General features: G+C 41.1%; 21 protein-coding genes. 16 read left to right on the top strand and 5 right to left on the bottom strand.

Going from position 1 to position 19,881, the window contains the following annotated elements:
* Positions 1 to 46: 46 nt before the first annotated feature.
* On the bottom strand, positions 47 to 943 hold the full coding sequence (locus B6N13_RS14980) for a LysR family transcriptional regulator (RefSeq protein WP_012069841.1): 897 nt from the start codon (positions 941 to 943) through the stop codon (positions 47 to 49).
* Between the two features lie 114 nt (positions 944 to 1,057).
* On the opposite strand from B6N13_RS14980, the gene B6N13_RS14975 reads away from it, so the two are divergent.
* Positions 1,058 to 2,038, top strand: coding sequence for an aldo/keto reductase (locus B6N13_RS14975; RefSeq protein WP_169459830.1), 981 nt, complete (start codon positions 1,058 to 1,060; stop codon positions 2,036 to 2,038).
* Positions 2,039 to 2,095: 57 nt separating this feature from the next.
* Here the strand turns inward: B6N13_RS14975 and bcp are convergent, their stop codons facing one another.
* A complete protein-coding gene (bcp, locus tag B6N13_RS14970; RefSeq protein ID WP_012069843.1) occupies positions 2,096 to 2,545 on the bottom strand; it encodes a thioredoxin-dependent thiol peroxidase in 450 nt (149 codons plus the stop codon).
* Between the two features lie 216 nt (positions 2,546 to 2,761).
* Here bcp and dapA point away from each other — a divergent pair, with 216 nt between their 5' ends.
* The 5 genes from dapA to B6N13_RS14945 all read left to right on the top strand — a co-directional run bounded on the left by dapA (position 2,762) and on the right by B6N13_RS14945 (position 7,496).
* Positions 2,762 to 3,643 (top strand): 4-hydroxy-tetrahydrodipicolinate synthase, encoded by an 882-nt coding sequence (dapA, locus tag B6N13_RS14965; RefSeq protein WP_012069844.1) that lies wholly within the window; start codon positions 2,762 to 2,764, stop codon positions 3,641 to 3,643.
* Positions 3,640 to 4,716, top strand: a complete 1,077-nt coding sequence (locus B6N13_RS14960; protein ID WP_169459829.1) for a hypothetical protein — start codon at positions 3,640 to 3,642, stop codon at positions 4,714 to 4,716. The genes dapA and B6N13_RS14960 overlap by 4 nt, the downstream gene beginning before the upstream one ends.
* A 46-nt stretch (positions 4,717 to 4,762) precedes the next feature.
* Positions 4,763 to 5,479 (top strand): phosphoribosylaminoimidazolesuccinocarboxamide synthase, encoded by a 717-nt coding sequence (purC, locus tag B6N13_RS14955; protein WP_012069846.1) that lies wholly within the window; start codon positions 4,763 to 4,765, stop codon positions 5,477 to 5,479.
* Between the two features lie 81 nt (positions 5,480 to 5,560).
* Positions 5,561 to 6,805, top strand: coding sequence for a lipoprotein-releasing ABC transporter permease subunit (locus tag B6N13_RS14950; RefSeq protein WP_012069847.1), 1,245 nt, complete (start codon positions 5,561 to 5,563; stop codon positions 6,803 to 6,805).
* Positions 6,798 to 7,496: an ATP-binding cassette domain-containing protein gene (locus B6N13_RS14945; protein ID WP_169459828.1), complete on the top strand. Its 699-nt coding sequence runs from the start codon at positions 6,798 to 6,800 to the stop codon at positions 7,494 to 7,496. The genes B6N13_RS14950 and B6N13_RS14945 overlap by 8 nt, the downstream gene beginning before the upstream one ends.
* Before the next feature lie 72 nt (positions 7,497 to 7,568).
* On the opposite strand, the gene B6N13_RS14940 is transcribed toward B6N13_RS14945, so the two are convergent.
* Positions 7,569 to 8,084, bottom strand: coding sequence for a DUF2062 domain-containing protein (locus B6N13_RS14940; protein WP_012069849.1), 516 nt, complete (start codon positions 8,082 to 8,084; stop codon positions 7,569 to 7,571).
* A 44-nt stretch (positions 8,085 to 8,128) separates the two neighbouring features.
* Here B6N13_RS14940 and B6N13_RS14935 point away from each other — a divergent pair, with 44 nt between their 5' ends.
* From B6N13_RS14935 to murI, 8 genes are read left to right on the top strand one after another with little or no spacing between them, the layout of a single operon-like run.
* Positions 8,129 to 10,063 (top strand): ComEC/Rec2 family competence protein, encoded by a 1,935-nt coding sequence (locus B6N13_RS14935; protein WP_169459827.1) that lies wholly within the window; start codon positions 8,129 to 8,131, stop codon positions 10,061 to 10,063.
* 13 nt (positions 10,064 to 10,076) lie between these two features.
* The gene (locus tag B6N13_RS14930; protein ID WP_012069851.1) at positions 10,077 to 10,703 is read left to right on the top strand and encodes a MotA/TolQ/ExbB proton channel family protein; all 627 of its coding nucleotides are present in this window, start codon (positions 10,077 to 10,079) and stop codon (positions 10,701 to 10,703) included.
* A complete protein-coding gene (locus tag B6N13_RS14925) occupies positions 10,700 to 11,122 on the top strand; it encodes a biopolymer transporter ExbD (protein WP_012069852.1) in 423 nt (140 codons plus the stop codon). The genes B6N13_RS14930 and B6N13_RS14925 overlap by 4 nt, the downstream gene beginning before the upstream one ends.
* Positions 11,119 to 12,156, top strand: a complete 1,038-nt coding sequence (gene lpxK / locus B6N13_RS14920; RefSeq protein ID WP_169459826.1) for a tetraacyldisaccharide 4'-kinase — start codon at positions 11,119 to 11,121, stop codon at positions 12,154 to 12,156. Before B6N13_RS14925 ends, lpxK begins: the two co-directional genes overlap by 4 nt.
* On the top strand, positions 12,149 to 12,346 hold the full coding sequence (locus tag B6N13_RS14915; protein WP_012069854.1) for a Trm112 family protein: 198 nt from the start codon (positions 12,149 to 12,151) through the stop codon (positions 12,344 to 12,346). Before lpxK ends, B6N13_RS14915 begins: the two co-directional genes overlap by 8 nt.
* A complete protein-coding gene (locus B6N13_RS14910) occupies positions 12,343 to 12,819 on the top strand; it encodes a low molecular weight protein-tyrosine-phosphatase (protein WP_169459825.1) in 477 nt (158 codons plus the stop codon). Before B6N13_RS14915 ends, B6N13_RS14910 begins: the two co-directional genes overlap by 4 nt.
* A gap of 14 nt (positions 12,820 to 12,833) precedes the next feature.
* Positions 12,834 to 13,901, top strand: coding sequence for a UDP-N-acetylmuramate dehydrogenase (gene murB, locus B6N13_RS14905; RefSeq protein ID WP_248280349.1), 1,068 nt, complete (start codon positions 12,834 to 12,836; stop codon positions 13,899 to 13,901).
* Complete coding sequence (murI, locus tag B6N13_RS14900; RefSeq protein WP_169459823.1) at positions 13,898 to 14,725, top strand: glutamate racemase; 828 nt, start codon at positions 13,898 to 13,900, stop codon at positions 14,723 to 14,725. Before murB ends, murI begins: the two co-directional genes overlap by 4 nt.
* 3 nt (positions 14,726 to 14,728) lie before the next feature.
* Here murI and B6N13_RS14895 read toward each other — a convergent pair whose 3' ends face one another.
* Positions 14,729 to 15,874, bottom strand: coding sequence for a patatin-like phospholipase family protein (locus B6N13_RS14895; RefSeq protein ID WP_157035969.1), 1,146 nt, complete (start codon positions 15,872 to 15,874; stop codon positions 14,729 to 14,731).
* 279 nt (positions 15,875 to 16,153) lie between these two features.
* On the opposite strand from B6N13_RS14895, the gene B6N13_RS14890 reads away from it, so the two are divergent.
* Together B6N13_RS14890 and pgm are read left to right on the top strand one after the other, a co-directional pair.
* Positions 16,154 to 17,278, top strand: coding sequence for a beta-ketoacyl-ACP synthase III (locus B6N13_RS14890; protein ID WP_012069859.1), 1,125 nt, complete (start codon positions 16,154 to 16,156; stop codon positions 17,276 to 17,278).
* Between the two features lie 131 nt (positions 17,279 to 17,409).
* Entirely contained in the window at positions 17,410 to 19,053 is a 1,644-nt protein-coding gene (pgm, locus tag B6N13_RS14885) for a phosphoglucomutase (alpha-D-glucose-1,6-bisphosphate-dependent) (protein ID WP_169459822.1), read from the top strand.
* Between the two features lie 99 nt (positions 19,054 to 19,152).
* Here the strand turns inward: pgm and B6N13_RS14880 are convergent, their stop codons facing one another.
* A complete protein-coding gene (locus tag B6N13_RS14880) occupies positions 19,153 to 19,881 on the bottom strand; it encodes a spermidine synthase (protein WP_169459821.1) in 729 nt (242 codons plus the stop codon).

Here is a 19,881-nt window from a genome sequence, read left to right as displayed (position 1 = left end):
CAGAGGATAGGTAAGTGCAGTCGCCGTGCAAAAGTTTTTATGGGAATTATTCAGCCTTAATATTAAAGGCTTCCATAAGGTAGTGCACTAAGGCTTTTACCCTAAGGCTGATATTTCTTGATTGAGGATAAAGTAAAGTGACATCAGAGTTCGGTAATTGCCAGTCTGGCAGTAGCACTATCAGTCGACCCGATTGAATGTCTTGTTTTACATAATAGGAAGGTTGTCTAGAGATGCCTGTTCCTTCCAGCGTTGCCAACTTTACGACATGTCCGTTGGAGCATTTTAGTTTACCTTGCACCGGAAGCTCATACTTCTCTTTGCTACTAATGTGTGTAAAAGACCATCTTTTTACTGAGCCGTTGATTAGCGTGTGATCAAGCAAATCTTTCGGACTGTTTAGTTTCGGCATGCTATCAAAATAAGTAGGATTAGCAACTAAGTAGTTGGTGTAACTCGTTAGTTTTCGTCCAATTAAATTTGAATTAGAAAGTGTGCCCATTCTGACCACAAGATCGTATTGCGACTCAATTAAATCTTCCCTCGTGCTCGAAAAGCTAAGTTCTATTTCTACTTTAGGGTTTTCATTCATAAATCGAATCAAAATCGGTGCAAGTATCTCTTCGCCAAATAAACCGCCAACGGAATTGATTCTGATTTGACCTCCAATGCTTGAATGAGCGTTTTGAGCTGACAGAACCGCATGCTCAAGTTGATCCACTCCTTGGCGTGCAAGCTGATAAAAAGTTTCTCCTGCAGGGGACAGCGAAAGAGAGCGGGTTGATCGATAGAGTAACTGGACGCCTAAATCTTTTTCTAAACGGCTGATGATTTGTGACACTCTAGCGCGAGAAATATTGAGCTGCTCAGCGGCTTTTGAAAAACTGTGCGCTTCAACTACTGCTAAAAATTCTCTTATGCCTTCTGGAAAAGAAGTGCTCATATTGTTAAGCCCTGTTAAACAATAAATTCAATATATCGATAATTATAAACAGTTAAAACCCTCGTATAGTAGTGTCATTAATCATTAATCATTAATTCGTTTATGGGAGCGTGTATGAAAACCAGAACATTAGGGAAAACAGGATTTGAGGTGTCGGAAATTGGCTTGGGTTGCTGGCAACTTGGTAATGATTTTGGCCCGGTGGAAGATAACGAAGCGATAGCAATACTGCAAACAGCAGTGGATGAAGGCATTCGCTTCTATGATACGGCGGATGTTTACGGTGGTGGTCTAAGTGAGCAGCGAATAGGGCAATGGCGTAAGTCGTTGAAAAAATCACCTGTTATAGCGACCAAAGTAGGTAGGAGCGCTGAGCTTTATCCTAATGGTTACAGTAAAGCGGCAGTGAAGAAAAGTTTGCAGGCTTCCGCTCAGCGTTTAGGTGTTGAGTCTATCGACCTTGCTCAATTGCATTGTGTTCCTCGCGAAGTACTGTTTTCAGGCGATATATTGGCCTGGATGGAAGATCTAAAAACAGAAGGTGTCATTAAACATTTTGGTGCCAGTGTGGAAGTGTTGGATGAAGCGATGTTTTGTTGTGGTCATACGGAGCTAGCCAGCTTGCAGATATTGTTCAATGTATTTCGTCAGGATGCGACAGAATCACTATTGCCGCTAGCTGAAAAAAATGGCGTGGGTATCATAGTGCGCCTGCCATTAGCAAGTGGTTTGCTGTCAGGAAAGATGAATCTTAATCATGCCTTTAGTGAGCGCGATCATCGTTCATACAATAAAGATGGTGCTGCATTTCATGTTGGAGAAACCTTTAATGGTATACCCTTTGAAAAAGGTATTGAGTTAGTTGAAGCGTTAAAGGGAAAACTTCCAGAAGGGCATAATATATTGGATGTATCTTTACGCTGGATTTTAGATCAGCCTCAAGTTTCAAGTATTATTGCTGGTGCTAGTCGATCTTCCCAAGTGGTACGCAATGCGGCCGTATCGTCTCTGCCGCCTTTAAGTAAAGAACTACATACATTACTGGCAGATTTTTATCGGGAAGAAGTGAGAGAGTATATTCGCGGAGGTATTTGAGCTTTAGTAGCAAAATAAAGAAAGGGCGCGAAATTATCGCACCCTTTTTTGTTCTGCTTATTTCAAGATTTGCTCAGCATGGGCTTTGGTTTTGACCTTGCTAATAATGTCTGAAATTACGCCATTTTCATCAATGATAAAAGTCGTTCTTACTGTGCCCATTGACTCACGGCCCATGAATTTCTTCAGTTGCCAAGTGCCATACAATTCATGTACTTCTTTTTCAGTATCTGCGATCAGTGGAAAAGGCAGATCATATTTTGCGATAAAGTTTTGGTGTTTTTTCTCAGTGTCCGTGCTGATTCCAAGCACGACAAAGCCTTGATCTAGTAATGCTTGATAGTTGTCACGCAAGTCACAAGCTTGAGCTGTACAACCGGGAGTTGAGTCTCTAGGGTAAAAATATAAGACGACTTTTTTGCCTTTAAATTGGCTGAGTGTAATGGTGTCGCCATTCTGGTCTTTTGCGTTAAAATCTGGTGCAGTTTGTCCGATTTCGATTGTCATAAAGTTTCTCTACTGTTCAACGAAATATTTAAAGAAAAATAGTTTGCCTATAATTAGTATTTGTTTCACAGCCAGTAGCTTAGCAAGACCCAAGTGAAAAATCCCCCTGAATGGCGTTACTTGTTAATTTACTCCGGCTTTACGTCTGTCAATTATTGTTAAACCAGAGTCTGGACGTTACTATAGGCGCGCTTATAATTTTATCGGAGACTCGAAATGATCACAGGTAGTTTAGTTGCGCTTATTACACCTATGTCACCAGATGGCGCTGTAGATACTAAAAAATTAGATGATCTAATAGAGTTTCACATTAACGAGGGTACTCACGGAATCGTAGCTGTAGGGACCACGGGTGAATCTTCCACTCTTACACCGGTAGAACATGCTAATGTAATTCGTCAGGTTGTTAATACGGTTAATGGCCGTGTTCCTGTTATTGCTGGCACTGGTGCAAACGCAACACATGAAGCCATCGACCTTACTCGTAGTGCTAAAGAAGCTGGCGCAGATGCCTGCTTACTTGTTACTCCTTATTACAACAAACCAACACAAGAAGGTTTGTATCAGCATTTTAAAGCGATAGCAGATGCAGTTGATATTCCTCAAATTCTATATAACGTACCAGGTCGTACTGCTTGCGATATGCAAAATGATACCGTTGTGCGTTTAGCTTCGGTTAAGAATATTGTTGGTATAAAAGACGCCACTGGTAATTTAGAACGTGGGGAGGCATTAATTAAAGCCTTACCAGAAAGTTTTGCTGTATACTCTGGAGATGATCCAACAGCAGTTTCATTGATGCTTTTGGGTGGTAAAGGTAATATTTCCGTTACGGCAAATGTAGCGCCTAAAGCCGTTGCCCAAGCAGCTGAATTAGCATTAGCTGGACAAGCAGATCAAGCACATTCAATTGATACAACGATTTCTTCGCTTCATAAAAATTTATTTTTAGAATCTAATCCTATTCCTGTCAAATGGGCTTGTAGCCAACTAGGACTATGTGAAGAAGGAATTCGATTGCCGCTTACCCCCCTTTCTGAACAGTATCATTCAGCCGTACGACAAGCCATGATAGAAGCTGGAGTTTTATTAGTATGAATAAGTTTACCTTACAGTTGCTGAGCGCAAGTTCGTTGACTATTTTGCTGTCTGGGTGCAGTGTTTTTTTTACTGATCATTCAGATGATTATCAAGAAGAAAAACCTGTCACTTCAACACTAGAGTTGCCAGCAGGATCTATGCCCGTAAGTGATGCTTTAGTTATCCCTAATGAAAAAAACATTGCAAATCTAGATGGGAAGACGGCCTATACTACGCCTAGGGCACCATTTGTATTTTATCCAATGGTTGCTGTAGCTACCGAAGAACGAGATGATGCTATTGAGTTCTCTGTGCCTGCAGATATTGCTCAAGTGAAACGTATTGTTGCTGATTTCCTTACAGCGCTTCATGGTGACGGAACATCGATTGCCTCACAAAGTGATAGTCAGATAATCAGTGTACCATTTGATTTTCATCCACAAGGTTGGTGGGCATCATTATGGAGTGATATAACTCGTATTCACCCGGCTCAAACTGCGTTTTCTTTTCGCTTCCATGAGCAAGAAGAAGGTAAAACATTGGTTACAGTTCAATTCCGTGATGAACAGCAAGATGTCGAGCCAGGAAATTGGATGAGCCCAGTTCAAAATGATGATGCTTATTCTGTCGCAGTACGTTTATGGGGGACAATGGGACGTCAGCTAAATCAGTCCTCTGCATATCTTTCTAATCGTGGTGATGTGGCATCTTTTCCTATTTGGGTAGATCATCATGGTTTATTTGCAATTCATCTAGGTAATAATGTTTCACCTTCCGATCTTGAAACTAAATTGAACGCTGCAGGTATTTATCTTATACCTGGATCAGACCAATTACTTGCACCAGTTCCGCCAGAAGACGTAGCTCGTGTTGGTGACGTTGTAGATCTAACGTTACCATTAGTAGATAGTGATAAAATAAAATCACTTAAAACTATTCGCCGAAACTTGGATGATGTTAGCTGGGAAGAGCGTGAATATACCTACAAAATAACTCATCAAAAAGCAGGTGACTTTTTAGTTATTGATGTTTCTTCTATGGACTCACCTGAAGTGGTCTCGTATCACTTGGCACAACGTTTTGTAAATTAAAATTATTTAGATTAACCCCTCACAAAAGAAAACCGGAGACCCTCCAATGGAAAAACGACAAGAGCTATATGCAGGTAAGGCAAAATCTGTATTTCGTACAGATGATCCTGACAAAATGGTTCTAGTGTTTCGTGATGACACCTCTGCATTCGACGGTAAAAGAATTGAACAGCTTGACCGTAAGGGTATGGTGAACAATAAGTTTAATGCATTCATCATGACAAAATTACAGGAAGCAGGCATTCCAACACATTTTGAAAAGCTTTTAAGTGATACGGAATCACTTGTTAAGTGTCTTGATATGATACCTGTAGAGTGTGTCGTTCGAAATGTTGCTGCTGGTAGCTTGTGCCGACGTTTAGGTGTTGAAGAGGGGATTACTCTTACTCCACCAACGTTTGAATTGTTTTTAAAGAACGATGCATTAGGTGACCCAATGATCAACGAATCTCATGTTGAATCATTCGGTTGGGCAAAAGCATCTGACTTAGCTAAAGCAAAAGAGCTTACATTCAAGGTGAATGATGTATTAAAAGCGATTTTTGCAGAAGGCGGCATGATTCTAGTTGATTACAAATTGGAATTTGGCCTATATAAGGGTGAGGTTTTATTGGGTGATGAGTTTTCTCCTGATGGCTGCCGTTTATGGGATGCTAAAACCAAAGAAAAATTAGATAAAGATCGTTTCCGCCAAGGCTTGGGTGGCGTGATCGAAGCTTACGAAGATGTAGGTCGTCGTATAGGTATCGATTTCGACGCATAAGCGGATTGGTAACTTAGTCCAAAATAGAGGAGCGTTGCTCCTCTATTTTTACCACGCAAGCTTGTCATACAAGGATATACATTGATTAACTTCCTTCCTTTTGCTATCGGTCTGCGTTATGCCCGAGCCAAACGCTCCAATCACTTCATTTCCTTTATTAGCTTTTCTTCTATTGCCGGTCTTGCACTCGGTGTGATGGTTCTTATCACCGTCCTGTCAGTTATGAATGGCTTTGACCGCGAATTACGTCAACGGATATTAGGCATGGTTCCTCATGCGACTTTGTGGGGGGATCCAGTGCTAAATGATTGGCGTGATACAGCAAAGCTGGTTGCTAAAATGCCTGATGTTGTTGGCGTTGCCCCACATATCCAAGCGCAAGTCATGTTTCAGTCTGGCGAAAGTGTTCATGGCGCTATTTTAAATGGCATAAACCCAGACATGGAGAAAAAAGTCTCAATCATTGGTGACAATATTGCGTCTGGTTCTTTAGATGCTCTCAAGGATACTAGCTTTGGGATCGTCCTCGGTGCTCAATTAGCCAAGATGCTAAGAGTTAATATAGGCGATAAAGTAACGGCTATATTGCCTAAAGCTAATGTGTCTATTGCGGGTGTTGCGCCTGTTCTCAAGCGATTTACTGTAGTAGGAACCTTTGAAGTTGGGGCCGAGTTAGATAGCAGTCTTGCTTACATCAATATTGCTGACGCGGCTAAGTTAAAGCGCTATAAAGCTGATGATGTGGAAGCGCTGCGAATTTCATTCGATGATCTGTTTGTGGCTCCTTCACGCATTTGGGATATAGCCCGAGCTGTGCCAGGACAAAATAGAGTTAGTGACTGGACTCGTACTCATGGCAGCCTTTTTCAAGCGATAAAAATGGAAAAAACCATGATTGGTTTATTGCTGTTGTTAATTGTCGCCGTGGCTGCTTTTAATATCGTTTCGACCTTGGTAATGGTGGTAACAGATAAACGTAACGATATCGCGATTCTTAGAACAATGGGTTTAACCTCGAGTCAAGTTATGTGGATATTTGTTGTTCAAGGGATGTTTATAGGTATGCTTGGGACGTTTATTGGTGTTGTCTTGGGTGTAACCTTAGCGCTCAATGTGAGTGAAATTATTGCTGCTCTACAGACATTATTAAATGTCCAGTTTTTAAGCGCGGACGTCTATTTTATTAACTACTTGCCTTCAGAGCTTCAATGGTCTGATGTGAAGCTAATTGTTATATCTGCATTTATTATGACGGTAGCGGCAACTATTTACCCGGCTTGGCGAGCTTCGAAAGTAGAACCTGCGGAGGCATTGCGCTATGAATAATAGTATCGTTTTAGAATGTCGTGAACTTTCTAAGCAATATCAAGACGGTAAGCAGGTGGTCGACGTTTTTCGTTCTATTGATCTCATCTTAAACAAAGGCGAAGCTTGTGCCATTGTTGGCTCATCAGGTTCAGGTAAAACGACATTATTGAACCTTTTAGCTGGTCTGGATTTAGCTACTACTGGTGATGTTAGTTTGGCGGGTGTGTCTTGGTCTAGCATGAAGGATTCAAAGCGGGCCAAGATGCGAAATAAAGAAATGGGCTTTGTGTACCAATTTCACCACCTATTGCCAGAGTTTACGGCGTTAGAAAATGTATTGATGCCAATGTGGATTGCAGGTATAGATAAAAAAGAAGCCAAACAGCGTGGAGAAGAGCTTTTGACTCAAGTTGGTCTTAAGGATCGTTTTAATCATAAGCCGTCACAGCTGTCCGGTGGAGAGCGTCAGCGAGTTGCTATTGCGCGTGCTTTAGCAAATCGACCTGCATGCGTGTTAATGGATGAGCCAACTGGTAACTTAGATGAAACGACTTCTTTAGAGATACAGAATCTAATCAATACACTCAAAACTACTTATGATATGGCGTTTCTAGTTGTTACCCATGATGAGAAAATGTTGAGCTGGATGGATTGTGCTTATCGCTTGTCGCAAGGGGCCTTGCATCCGCTAAAGCAAGCGAATGCTTAGTCGAGCTAAGTTTGTTTAGTCACAAAAAAGCCAAGATTTTCAATCTTGGCTTTTTGTTTTTACTAAAATGGATTATTTGTTGTTTCTAAGTTTGCGCTCTTTCCAGCGTTTGATGACATGAAGACGCCATAAGATGGTGATTGCGGCATAGCTGATCGCACCAACAATCAAACCTGATACAATTGAGCCAACATAAAGCGGCATCCAAATGTGTTCCATTTTATCCCAGATCCATTCAACGGAGAGTTGAAAATTTTTTTCGTCATGGGAGCCTAGAATTAACGTACCGACCTTATAGTTGAAATAAAATACAAAAGGCATCGTTAGGGGGTTGGTAATCCATACGAGAGCAATGGACAAAGGAATGTTTGCTCGCAGCGGTACCGCAAGTAAAGCTGATGCAAGCATTTGAAATGGCATCGGAATAAAGGCCCAAAATAAGCCGTTAAAGAAAGCTCTTGCTACAGATTTACGATTTAAATGCCATAAGTTGGCTTCATAAATTTGAGCACCTAAAAGGCCTAGGGCTTTACTTTGCTTTAACTTTTCTGGATTAGGTATGAATTTTTTAAGATAATTCTTCGGCATAATCAGGTAAAAAATAATTTAGCGATCTAAGACAAGGAGGTCTTATGTTACTAAGTAGTTTGTCCATATTGATGGGCGCCATACTGGTGCCGAGCGATTATTTGTGGGTGTATTCTACTCATATCATTCTAGTGTGTCTCTACTTAATATGGTCAAAGCGTTTAATAGTTTTGTTTTTGACACTTCTCTCCTTTATTTCCATCATTTCTAGTGAGTTTCTACCTGCATCATCTTTGCTTTTACAGGCTGGTAGTGTGGTATTTGTTGATTTTGAAAGGAAAAGTTTAATCGTCAACCAGGATCAACTTTCAAATGAGTGGGATTTGTCTGAAATAGGTCCGGTCAGTATTGTGTATTTCTCTGGAAAAGGCCAAAGACAAAGACAAGATAATTTTTATCTGACAGCGTCTGGTAAGGATTCCATTCACAAAGCTCATTCGAACTTATCATATCGAGGTGAGCTAAAAAGTATCTTGTTACCAGATAAAAATGGGCCGTGGTGGCAAAAGCAGCTCTATGTAAAAAGACAAGTTGCTCAGCTAACTATTCAATTTTCACATAAGGATCTTTCTAGTATTGATCAGGTTCATTTCTCTTTCCGTGATCAGCTACTCACTAAACTAGATATGATGTTTGGCGCATTCAACTCTTGGCGCTTCTCCAAAGCCTTGTTGTTAGGGCGAAATGATTTGTGGAGTGAACGAGATACTTGGGTAATTCGTACGCTTGGGTTGGCTCATCTATTTGTCGTTTCGGGGCTGCATACTGGGTTTATGTTCGCTATCGGATGTTTGGTGAGTAGAGCTGTTTGGAGGCTGTTACCCAGTCAAATAATGCTTTCTGGTCTAACTCGCTGGCATTGTGATGCAATAATTGTCATGCCCTTGTTGCTAACTTATGCCTATATAACAAACTGGGGAGAGCCTGTGGTGAGGGCATCTATCATGCTCAGTGTTTATTTGTGTTCTCGCATGTTAGCTCTGAAAGTCTCGCCATATGGCATTATTACTTTTGCTTTGTGGCTAGTGCTACTTTTTAACCCTAGAGCAGTGCTTAGTCCAGGATTGTGGCTATCTTTTAGTATGGTGTACTTGTTAATTGGCTACTGCCAAACGTCAACAAAATTGTCACGGTTACTCATGGTACAAGTCATGCTTAGTACTGCTTCAATGGTGTTGATATTGGGCTGGCAAGAAGCTATATCCAGTGCCTCTATTATAGTGAATGTTTTACTGATTCCTTTTGCGGCTTTTTTATGGTTTCCATGGGGAGTGTTATCTTTCTTAGAGGTATCGGTTATCGGATCGACGTATAGTTATGAGTTATTAGATAGATTGCTCTACTACGTAATGACACCTGTGGATTGGAGCGCTTTTGAATTGCCCTTGTTGTTTTTTGAGCAATTTACTTCAAGTGTTCCGAGATTAATAATGTTGCTGTTGATAGGCTATTGGGTTTATCAGAGTCCTTTAAATCGGGGGCTTGTTTGTGCGCTTGGTATTTGGTGTATTTTATTTTCTTCGATGTTATTTAATGGCTCAACTGCAGATATTACGCTGAAAAATAAAGAAAATAGTCTAATTATTTTAGAGCAAAATGAATTGTTGTTAGCTGATTCTTGGGCTGGCGCTGATCCTTCAAGACTGATGTTTGGCTCTTATTTGAAATCGGAACGACAGAATGCTTACATCTTATCGCCTAGAGTAGTGAAAGACCTCACCCCTCAAATGCTGCTAGATTACGGTATTGAGTGGGTAATACTAAAACGGAAGGAGTCAGAGCAAACATTGGCGATGCTGGAAGCGCTAAGCGTTGATTGGTTAGTGATTTCTGCTGATGAATCTTTGGCTTTTTATTTCCGAAACAGCCATGTTTCATTACGGCATTCTTCCTGTGTCTATTCATTTTTTCTCTTAAAATCTGACACTTGCAAACGTGTAGAAAAGTTAGAGAGTGTGTTAAATTACGTGCAAACTTAAATTGGAGAGCGAAGTGTTAGCCTTTATTCAAACTGGTGGTTTTTTCATGTGGCCGTTAATGGCGTGTTCCATCCTGGCGCTGGCTATTATTATTGAGCGTTTTTGGACGCTTCGCAAAGCGGGGGTTGCACCAAAAGGACTCTTGTCTGATGTTATGGCGAGATTGCGAGATGACAGAATGACCATTGAGTACATTCGTTCAATGCAAGCCAAAACAGGACTAGCTTCTATTTTTGCTGCGGGACTATTAAATTCAAAGCATGGTCGTGGAGCAATGAAAGAAAGTGTTCAAGAAGCGGCAAGTCATGTTATTCACGAATTAGAACGCTTCATGAATACGCTTGGTACAATTGCAGCAATTTCACCATTACTTGGATTGTTGGGTACGGTTGTCGGTATGATTAAAGTTTTTTCAGTACTGATGGAAAGTGGCGCAGGGAATACTGCGTTATTGGCTGGCGGCATATCTGAAGCATTACTAACAACGGCAGCTGGTCTTGGTGTCGCGATTCCAGCTTTGATTTTCCACCGTTTTTTTAGTCGTAGAATTGACGAGCTGGTTGTTACTATGGAGCAGCAGTCTACTAAGTTGATTGACTCTTTACATGGTGATCGTGACAAGTCAGGAGCAGCACAGTGAAGTTTCGTCGTCAAAAAATAGATGACGTTCAAATCAATATAACACCTCTGATCGACGTCGTCTTTTTGTTACTTATTTTCTTTATGGTCAGCACGACCTTTAACCAGAGCACTGAATTAACCATTGATTTGCCTACTGCTACGTCAAATGCACCAAGTTCTGATCGGTCTAAGAATGTAGAGTTGGTGATTACTGCAGATGGCCAGTATGTCATTAACGGTCAGACTCTTATCAATGAAAAAGTGAATACTTTGATTCAAGGGCTAAAAGAAGTGACGGAAGGGGATTACACTCGACCTCTGATTATTACAGCAGACGCGAAAGCATCTTATGACATGGTTCTAAGAGTTTACGATGCGGCAGCAAGTCTTGGTATTACAAAGCTCGCCCATACTGCTCAGAAAGAGCCGGTCCAGTGAGCCTAGAGTCATTTTTTACACGTTCTTGGTATGGCCGTTGTGGTTGGACAAATATATTTCGTCCGCTGCAGCCGTTGATTAAAAAAGCGGTGCATAATAAACGCAAAGCTTTTTTAGCGCATCCAGAGTTGTCATACAAAGCTCCTGTTCCAGTGATTATTGTGGGAAATATTAGCGTTGGTGGAACAGGGAAATCGCCCATGGTTGTGGCTCTATGTGAGCTTTTAATTGAACACGGTTTTCGCCCAGGTATTGTTTCTCGAGGCCATGGTGCAAAAATGGACTCGCCGACACCTGTATATTCAGATAGTTTGCCTAACGAAGTGGGTGACGAACCTGTGATGCTGGCTCGACGAGCCGCTTGTCCTATGGTGGTTTTTCCGAAAAGGGATGAAGCGGTAAAATTCTTACTTAGTACAACAGATGCTAATGTTGTGGTGAGTGATGATGGTATGCAGCATTATCAACTCAATAGAGATCTCGAGATAGCAATGCTGGATGCGACTCGTGGTGTGGGTAACGGGCATTTGTTACCTGTTGGTCCATTACGAGAACCTATTGGTCGACTCACTGAAGTAGATTTTGTAGTAAGTGTTTCTGAGACAATGACTAAGCCCCTAGAAGCTTTGAATTTGCCAGTCACTTTAACAAGGCTAGTGTCGACTAAACTGATTTCATTGGATGGAACTAAGAGTCTAGACTGCCATGAAGCATTTTCAGGTAATTCAAACTGGCATATCATGGCGGGAATTGGTAACCCTGAACGTTTTATGGCAACGCTAGAGCGCTTAGGATTACAAAAGAAAAACATCACTCATCAGTGGTTTGTTGATCATCATGCGTTTGAAGTAGCTGATATTCCTGCTGATGGCGCTGTAATTATGACTGAAAAAGATGCAGTGAAATGCCAATCTCTTGAACTATCGAATTCAAATGTTTGGTATTTACCTGTGTCTTTAGTGTTACCAAATAGCTTTCAACAAGCATTTATCGAAAAATTTAACCTAGTGAAAATGGATCATTCCCATGAATAAAACCTTACTTGACATCCTTGTTTGTCCTGTTACCAAAGCTTCCCTTACTTTAAGTAAAGACGGAACTGAATTAATTAGCAAAGTGGGCGGCATGGCATATCCAGTTCGCGACGGCATTCCTGTTTTGTTGGAAACAGAAGCGCGCACATTAACAGCTGATGAGCGTTTAGATTCTGGTTCTGCAAAATGAAATCCTATAAAGTGTTGACAGTGTGCTTAGGTAATATTTGTCGATCACCTGCGGCGCAAGGTATTTTAGAAAGTGTTGCCGCTAAGCAAAATATATTTTTAGAGCTTGATTCGGCAGGAACAGCGGCTTATCACCTAGGTAATCCGCCCGATTCACGATCTATTAAAGCACTTCATCAGGTTGGCATTGATATTAGCCGTCAACAAGCTCGGCAAGTGACTAAAGACGATTTTCATAAGTTCGATTGGATTTTGGCGATGGATAGAGAGAATCTGTCCAATCTCAAGAAAATTCAACCTCAAGACAGCAAAGCTAAATTAGTTATGTTCGGTGAGTTTTATGATCATGCTGCGTTTGGTGAGGTAGCGGATCCTTATTATGGTGGTGATGCCGGCTTTGTTGAGATGAGAAAACACCTTTATCTGATTGCTGACGCATTTGTGCATCACCTTCATTCAAATAGAGAAGATTAAATCAGACAATGAAAATGCGATTTAATACCGAAGATGCTTTTGCACAGCGCATTGAAAACTCCATTCAAGAAAGTGTTTCTTTAGCCGCGTATAACACCTTTCGCTTTGATTATTCAGCTGAATATTTTGCGATAGCAGATACCTTGGAGGCATTAAAAGTCTTACTTGCTTGGGCAAAACATTTTCAACAAACTGTCACCATGATTGGCGGTGGAAGTAATTTGCTTATTTCTGCAGATGTTTCTGGCCTTGTTATCATTAATCGACTCTCCGGTATCAATGCAAGAGAACACGCAGGTAACCTTGTTAGTTTAACCGTTGCTGCGGGTGAAAACTGGCATAAAGTAGTCGAATACGCTGTTGCTCAAAGATGGTACGGGATCGAAAACCTCGCTTTAATTCCTGGCACTACAGGTGCCGCACCTGTACAGAATATTGGTGCTTATGGCGTTGAAATAAAAGATGTCTTAGCTCGTGTTCAAGTCATCAATAGAAACACTGGCGATGTTTACTGGATAAACGGTAGAGACTGCGGGTTTGCTTATCGCGATAGTTATTTCAAAGGCCAATGGAAGAATATGTTGCTCATTACTTCGGTTGAGTTGTCACTGAAAAAACAATCAGAACTTTTATTAAGCTATGGAGGATTATCTGAACGAATTGAAGGGAAGCCAAACCTTCAGGCTGTGTTTGACACTGTATGTCGCGTTAGAAGTGAAAAGCTACCTGATCCAGCCGTATTAGCAAACTCAGGTAGTTTTTTTAAAAATCCGATTGTTAGTAAAATTCAGCATGATGAATTAAAAGAGAGCTTTCCTAATCTGGTGTCTTTCCCATTTGAAGGTGGTTTTAAATTGGCTGCAGGGTGGTTGATTGACCAAGCTGGTTGGAAGGGTAAGCAATATCAGGGGGTCGGTGTGTATGAAAAACAGGCTTTGGTGTTAGTGAATCATTCAGAAACCAACGCGACCAGTTTACTAGAGTTAGAAGCGCAAATAAAACAATCTGTTTTCGATAAGTATGGTGTTCACTTGGAGCGAGAGCCCGTTCAGTTGCCTCTTGGTATGGAGATACTTAAGTGAAAGTCGGCGTGATGGATTCAGGAGCAGGGGGATTAACCATCCTTAATGCCATACATCAAAAACATCCTTATCTTGATCTGGTGTATTTGGCCGACGATGCTTTTGCACCATATGGCAGTAAAAGCATTACTCAATTACAAGATAGACTAGTAAAAGTTGGACGTTTTTTTGAGAATGAAAAGGTTTGCGCCATTGTTGTGGCTTGTAATACCGCGACGGTGGCGGCGATTGATGCACTTAGAGCAAGCACCTCACTGCCGATAATTGGTGTTGAGCCTGCTGTAAAACCAGCTTTTCGCCTTAGTAAAAAACGCAGAGTGGCGGTGCTAGCAACACCTGTAACAGCTGAAAGTCCGCGCTTAAATCAATTGATCGATCTTTGGAAAGAGGACAGTCATGTATCTATTATGTCTAGCTTAACGTTAGCCTTTGATATTGATGCTTGGCCAGAAACAGAAGAAAAAGTTAAACAAACGATTGAGCAATTAAGCCAAGAAATGCTCGCTCAAAATATCGATACCTTGGTATTGGCTTGTACTCATTATCCTTTGGTTAAACATTTGTTTGAGCAAATACTCGGAGACGAATGCGAAATCATAGAGCCTAGTGAAGGAGTGACAGCTCAGTTAATTCGTCGCCTCACAGAGTCTTATCCGAATGATATGAGCCAGTTACTGGATGCTGTTTCTACATGTCAAGACAGCAGTCAAAATCAAGGTAGTATAGAGCTTTGCAGCTCACTTGGGTTTAAAAATATGCAGCGCCTGAATTCATGGGTTGTATCATCAAGCGCTATTAAAGGCTGCAGGCATGTATTGATTTAGTGATTAATGGCTATTTTCAAAGAACGCGATGATTCGATCTTTTTCCCACATGGCATCTTGATACCCTAAATCCATTAATGCTCGACAATACTGTGGTGTGAAGAGTAAATAACTCGCTGCAGAACTGATTTTTTCTCTTGTTGAACCTCCGGCGGCTTTTAAAAGAATTCTAATGTTCTTAGGTAAAGTTGCTATGTAATGATGAGCTATCTCATTTAGCTCTTCTGATGGAGAAATAATTAATGTCTCCGTAGGGAGGTTTTGGTGATTGGCTTGTTTGTCTTTTGGAAGATCGCGAATAAGACTATTCATGATTTCTAATTGATAGATATCGTCTTCAAGATTGTCGATGAATGCGCTATTTAATAGTTGTCCGAGAATTTGAGCCATACTCGGTGCACTAGTGTCGACGTCTTTTTCCTGTGTTGCCCACTTCTTTGCACTTCGGTTGCCACTCACGCCAATGATAAATAGCTTATCTGCACCTAATTTAAGAGCAGGATAAATTGCAGATTTTTGGCGTATAGCGCCATCGCCATAATAGTGATTATGAATTTTATGGGCAGGAAATATTGTTGGAATAGCGCTAGATGCTAATAGGTGATCGACCCCTAGGTTTGCTGCCACACCTTTTCGTCGATTTCCTTGCCAGGCCTGTAACTCAGGAGTACCTTGAAAAAAAGTGGTAGATTCTCCTGTACTGTAACTCATTGCAGTAATAGCTAACGCTTTTAACTGATGTTTATCAATTGCAGTGTTTATTCTCGTAAAATCTAAATGATTGGTGAGTAGCTCTTTTAACGGCGAGTTATCCATCAGTGCGATAGAGTTATCGTGATTATGAAGGTGGAAAAGTGATAATAGAGTTTTTGTTAGTGAGCTAGCCACTGGCCATCGTCCGACTGTATATATTTGGTCTGGTGTTAAGTGACGCCAAACAAAAGCCAGTGAGGATACGGCTTTAGAAAAATTATCAGCATGAGACGCTAGCATGGTGGCATTTAACGCACCAGCAGAGGTGCCACATAATATGGGAAAGGGAAGAGGTGTATGTTTAGGGCGCATCTTTCCCATAGCAGATAAAACACCCACTTGATAGGCGGCACGAGCGCCACCGCCAGATAATATTAATGCATTGTTATTTGTCATAAAGGCTCGCTTAGTCTGAATCTGTTCAAGCATTTCATGTATCTCATAAAATACTATTTTCTTCTATTAAAACAATCACTCGCTTTTATGCAGTATGGTGCGAGCTAGCGAATAATGCCACACCTTGATATAAGTATTTTGAATGATATTGGGCTCTTGTTATTACTAATTGTAGACTGTCTAAGCAATCTACTTCACAATCCTAGCTATACTCTTTAAAGCAATAGATACAAAAGATAAATCGATACTTTTTGAATAATAAGAAAAAGGATAAAAACCATGATTTCTTCTGTCGTCATTAGTGGAGTTGGTCTTTGGACTCCCGCATACAGCATTAGCAATGAGGAGCTGGTAGATAGCTATAATGCGTGGGCTGAGCAATTTAATGCCAAAAACGCTGATGCTATTGAGAAAGGTCAAATAGAAGCTAAGCCTCTTTCTAGTGCTGCATTTATTGAAAAGGCATCCGGTATAAAAAGTCGCTATATTTATTCAAAAGACGGTGCATTAGATATCAATCGAATGCGCCCAATACTTGAAATTCGCAACGATGAACAAATCTCCCATCAGGCGGAAATGGCTATCGCTGCTGCAAAAAAAGCCCTTGAAGCGGCAAATAAAAAAGCCAGCGATATAGATATGGTGATTGTTTCATGTGCTTATACGCAGCGTTCTTATCCTGCTATCGCAATTGAGGTGCAATCAGCTTTAGGTATTGAGGGGTTTGGTTTTGATATGCTGGTTGCGTGCTCGGCCGCTACTTTTGGTTTGCAGCGTGCTGTTGATGCAATAAAAGCAGGCTCCTCAAAGGGCGTGCTGGTGATCAACCCTGAACTGACATCTCCTCAAGTTAACTACATGGATAGGGATTCGCACTTTATCTTTGGTGATGTGGCAACCGCAGTGGTGGTTGAGAGCAGCGAAACTTGTCAGTCAGCGCATTCTTTTGATGTGCTAAGTAGCAAATGTATTACTTCCTACTCGAATAATATACGCTCTAACTTTGGCTATACGACACGCGTCACTGATGAAGACCCTTATTCGGCAGATATGTTGTTTCATCAGAATGGTAGAAAAGTTTTCAAGGAAGTTTGCCCGATGGCAGCAGATCATATTGAAAATCATTTGAAGAGCCAGGGTATTCAAGTGTCACAACTAAAACGTTGGTGGTTACATCAAGCTAATATCAATATGAATTTGTTAATCAGTAAACGATTGCTCGGTCGCGATGCGACACTCGAAGAAGCGCCTGTGGTTCTTGATGAATATGCAAATACCGCTTCTGCTGGCTCTATTATTGCTTTTGCTAAGTACCATGAAGACCTAACTGCAGGTGATATTGGTGTGATCTGTTCGTTTGGCGCAGGTTATTCGATAGGGAGCTTAATACTACGTAAGCGTTAATTACTCATTCTTTTCGATACTTGAATAAATTGTCTAAGTTTAGTAATACCTAAGTTAAGTCATTGAAACAGATGCGATTATAAGAGAGACTAATTGCATCGGTTTCAATGACTTAATAGGGCATTTAAAATATGGCAATTCATCCTCAAGCAGGGCAGCTTGCTTCTCACGATTTACTTGTAAATCTCCCTGAACTTATGTCGGCTTATTATCTAAAAAAGCCTCGAGTTACTACTCACCCGGATGAACGAGTCAGCTTTGGTACATCAGGTCATCGTGGTAGTGCCTTATTAACCAGTTTTAATGAAAATCATATCTTAGCCATTGCTCAGGCTATTGCCGAATACCGCCAATCTCAGAATATCTTTGGTCCGTTATACTTAGGTAAAGACACACATGCTTTGTCTGAAGCTGCTTTTCAAACAACAGTGAGCGTGCTCACCGCTAATGGTGTGAGAGTTCGTACCCAGCTGAATGGCGGTTACACGCCAACGCCGGTTATTTCTCACGCAGTATTAACACACAACAAGATAGAAACAGACACTAGTGATGGCATTGTTATTACGCCTTCTCATAATCCGCCGGAAGACGGCGGTATTAAATATAATTCCAGTAAAGGTGGCCCAGCAGACAAAGATATTACCGACTGGGTAGCAAAAAGAGCGAACGCTTTGCTGGAAAAAAATCTACATGGCGTAAAGCGTTTTTCGTTAGAAGAAGTAGAAAGCAGCGGTTTAATAGAGCCTTTTGACTATATTAATCATTATGTGAATGATCTTGAAAATGTCATTGATATGAAAGCCATCGCTGATGCGAAGATTCGCATTGGTGTTGATCCTATGGGCGGCTCAGGCATTCATTATTGGGAACCCATTGCAAAAAAATATGGTTTAGACATTACCGTTGTTAATAAAGAAGTCGATCCAACCTTCCGTTTTGTGCCGCTTGATAAAGATGGTCGTATCCGCATGGATTGTTCTTCACCGTATTCCATGAAAGGATTGTTAAAGTTGAAAGATGACTTTGATATTGCAGTGGGTAATGATCCTGATTATGACCGTCACGGCATTGTATGTGCTGGCTTTGGGTTAATGAATCCAAATGCGTATCTAGCGGTTGCAATTGAGTACTTATCACAACACAGAAAGCAATGGTCTCAAGATATTCAGTTTGGCAAAACGCTCGTTTCCAGCGGCATGATTGATCGGGTGGTAGCAGGACTTGGTCGTAAGTTGTGTGAAGTGCCAGTTGGTTTTAAGTGGTATGTAGAAGGTTTATACGAAGGCACTATGGCGTTTGGCGGCGAAGAAAGCGCGGGAGCATCTTTCCTGCGTAAAGATGCGAGTGTGTGGACCACAGATAAAGATGGATTCATAATGGCTTTGCTTGCTGCCGAGATCTTAGCTGTAACAGGTAACGATCCGCAGACACTTTATGAAGCGCAAGTTGCTAAATATGGTAAGCCTTTTTACAAGCGTATCGATGTAGCGGCAACGACAGCTCAAAAAGCTTTATTGGGGGCGTTAGATGCAAAAGATGTTACGCAAACGCAATTGGCTGGTGAAACGATTGTGTCTGTATTAACGCATGCACCGGGCAATGATGCCGCTATTGGTGGTTTGAAAGTTTCTACTGAAAATGGCTGGTTTGCGGCTAGACCATCTGGCACGGAAAATGTTTATAAAATCTATTTAGAGAGCTTTATTTCAGAAGATCATCTTGCTGAACTCGAAAGCGAGGCGAAAGCCTTAGTGGATAGTGTGCTAGGTAGTTAGTAGATATCCAACTTAAAATAAACCTGTAATGAAAAATGCCGCTTATTCTTATAAAAAGACAAGCGGCATTTTTGTTTTCAGAGAATGGGCTAAGTGGAATTAAATTTCTGACAACCTAGATAGCCATTTGGTTAGTTGAAAACCCATTTTATCACTTAGCTTTTGCGCTGCTGCTTTTAATTCTTTGGCGTTATTATTGTTCATTCTTTTGCCTGCAATGATCACCCAGTTACCACTTCCCGTATCCAAGGCTCTGACATCGTTAAAGTGCTGCTTAATCACTGTGGTGAGTTCATGGTTACTCTTCTGATCAATCCAACAATTTAAAGCTAACCAACCATCTTCTTTGATATTTTTTGCACAGTTTTCAATAAAGCTTGCTTGAAGAACCGAGCGATCCATTCCCTCTGTGTTATAAAGATCTGTCATTAGTAAATCGACTTTCTTAGCTAGGCCTGCTGCCATGTAATCAATCCCATTGGCGACTTCCAAGCTGATGCGCTTGCCTCTAGGTAATTTGAAATACATTTCAGCCGCATCCAGCACTTCTTGGCGTAGTTCAACAGCTGTGATATGAATTGCAGGAACCGTGTGGTGAAGCGCGTTAAGTAAAGTGCCGCCGCCCAATCCTAAGATGCACACTCGTTTTGGCTCACAGAATAGTAAAGGTAGCATCATGGCTTGAGTGTATTCGTGCTGCAAAATATGTGGAGTAGAAAGGCGGATACGACTTTGCTCATCACCTTCAGCAAAAGATAGGATGCGGTATTGACCATCATCAAAAATGCGAATTGGGCCAAGTTCATCTGCGCTGTCATGTAATAACAT

It is taken from the genome of Marinomonas sp. UCMA 3892 (assembly GCF_012726345.1).
Classification (GTDB): domain Bacteria; phylum Pseudomonadota; class Gammaproteobacteria; order Pseudomonadales; family Marinomonadaceae; genus Marinomonas.
This window is presented reverse-complemented; position numbering and strand designations above follow the sequence as displayed.

What these genes read in the sequence shown, in the direction of transcription:
- pgm (WP_169459822.1), top strand. Translation starts at nt 17,410, where the DNA reads ATGGCAATTCATCCTCAAGCAGGGCAGCTTGCTTCTCACGATTTACTT.
- B6N13_RS14895 (WP_157035969.1), bottom strand. Translation starts at nt 15,874, where the DNA reads ATGACAAATAACAATGCATTAATATTATCTGGCGGTGGCGCTCGTGCC.
- B6N13_RS14980 (WP_012069841.1), bottom strand. Translation starts at nt 943, where the DNA reads ATGAGCACTTCTTTTCCAGAAGGCATAAGAGAATTTTTAGCAGTAGTT.
- B6N13_RS14945 (WP_169459828.1), top strand. Translation starts at nt 6,798, where the DNA reads ATGAATAATAGTATCGTTTTAGAATGTCGTGAACTTTCTAAGCAATAT.
- B6N13_RS14975 (WP_169459830.1), top strand. Translation starts at nt 1,058, where the DNA reads ATGAAAACCAGAACATTAGGGAAAACAGGATTTGAGGTGTCGGAAATT.
- dapA (WP_012069844.1), top strand. Translation starts at nt 2,762, where the DNA reads ATGATCACAGGTAGTTTAGTTGCGCTTATTACACCTATGTCACCAGAT.
- murB (WP_248280349.1), top strand. Translation starts at nt 12,834, where the DNA reads ATGCGATTTAATACCGAAGATGCTTTTGCACAGCGCATTGAAAACTCC.
- bcp (WP_012069843.1), bottom strand. Translation starts at nt 2,545, where the DNA reads ATGACAATCGAAATCGGACAAACTGCACCAGATTTTAACGCAAAAGAC.
- B6N13_RS14890 (WP_012069859.1), top strand. Translation starts at nt 16,154, where the DNA reads ATGATTTCTTCTGTCGTCATTAGTGGAGTTGGTCTTTGGACTCCCGCA.
- B6N13_RS14935 (WP_169459827.1), top strand. Translation starts at nt 8,129, where the DNA reads ATGTTACTAAGTAGTTTGTCCATATTGATGGGCGCCATACTGGTGCCG.
- purC (WP_012069846.1), top strand. Translation starts at nt 4,763, where the DNA reads ATGGAAAAACGACAAGAGCTATATGCAGGTAAGGCAAAATCTGTATTT.
- B6N13_RS14940 (WP_012069849.1), bottom strand. Translation starts at nt 8,084, where the DNA reads ATGCCGAAGAATTATCTTAAAAAATTCATACCTAATCCAGAAAAGTTA.
- B6N13_RS14910 (WP_169459825.1), top strand. Translation starts at nt 12,343, where the DNA reads ATGAAATCCTATAAAGTGTTGACAGTGTGCTTAGGTAATATTTGTCGA.
- B6N13_RS14960 (WP_169459829.1), top strand. Translation starts at nt 3,640, where the DNA reads ATGAATAAGTTTACCTTACAGTTGCTGAGCGCAAGTTCGTTGACTATT.
- B6N13_RS14915 (WP_012069854.1), top strand. Translation starts at nt 12,149, where the DNA reads ATGAATAAAACCTTACTTGACATCCTTGTTTGTCCTGTTACCAAAGCT.
- B6N13_RS14880 (WP_169459821.1), bottom strand. Translation starts at nt 19,881, where the DNA reads ATGTTATTACATGACAGCGCAGATGAACTTGGCCCAATTCGCATTTTT.